Source organism: Pseudoalteromonas sp. BSi20495, from assembly GCF_000241185.1.
Taxonomy (GTDB): domain Bacteria; phylum Pseudomonadota; class Gammaproteobacteria; order Enterobacterales; family Alteromonadaceae; genus Pseudoalteromonas; species Pseudoalteromonas fuliginea.
Window position 1 is genome coordinate 1 of the sequence record NZ_BADY01000043.1, and the last position, 1,050, is coordinate 1,050.

Here is a 1,050-nt window from a genome sequence, read left to right on the forward strand (position 1 = left end):
CCTAGATTCAAATTGTAAGTGCATAACTTGTTTTGACTAGATTAAGTGGTCAGTTGCTCATAAGCTAACTGCTTTTTCTCCGGCAAGAGATTTTACAATGAGACATTACAAACAACTGACCTATGAGCAAAGATGCCAGATCGCTGTTCTAAAGAAAAGCGGTTTTACGCAACAAAGTATTGCTGAGCTAACTAATTTATCGCAATCTACGATTTCAAGAGAGCTTTCTAGAAATACAGGCAAGCGAGGTTACAGATACAAACAAGCTCATGAGCGGGCTTTGTCTCGCCGAAGAAGTGCAAGAAAACCACTTAAGATGACACTTGAAATGATGGCTTTAATTACCCAGAAGCTTAATGAGAAGTGGAGTCCTGAACAAATAACGGGATGGTTGCGCAAGGAAAATAAACAATCTGTCAGTCATGAATGCATTTATCTATATATCTGGGAAAATAAAAAAGCAGGTGGTGAGTTATACCTACATCTACGCCGACACGGTAAGAAATATCACAAGCGCAGTCATGGTAAGACAAACCGAGGACAAATAAAAAATCGCGTTAGCATTGAAGAACGTCCACAAATAGTTGATGAGAAAGGCCGTATCGGAGATTGGGAAATAGATACCGTCATAGGTAAAGGCCATCGAGGCGCCCTTGTTACCATTGTAGAGCGGGTCACCCAATTCACTGTATCAACTCAGGTGGCAGGAAAAACAGCACAAGCCGTCACTGCGGCGACGATAGAACTATTAAGGCCATATAGGTCAGCGCTTCATACCATAACGGCTGACAATGGAAAAGAGTTCGCTTATCATGAGCAAATCACAAAGGCATTAAGTGTTCCTGTTTATTTTGCTCACCCTTATCACTCATGGGAGCGCGGATTGAATGAAAACACGAATGGATTACTACGCCAGTATTGGCCGAAGAGCACAGATTTTAAGGCGGTAACACCAGCGCAAGTTATACCAGTACTTGAGCAACTTAATAATCGTCCGAGAAAGACACTTGGATTTGAAACGCCTGCAAAATTGATGCAGGATCACTTGGC

Annotated in this window: 1 protein-coding gene; it reads left to right on the forward strand. The window is 42.1% G+C overall.

Annotated elements, in window-relative coordinates; all coding sequences use genetic code 11:
• Nucleotides 1-97: 97 nt before the first annotated feature.
• The coding region (locus tag P20495_RS20345) for an IS30 family transposase (RefSeq protein WP_033015361.1) at nt 98-1,050 on the forward strand (953 nt) is incomplete at its 3' end.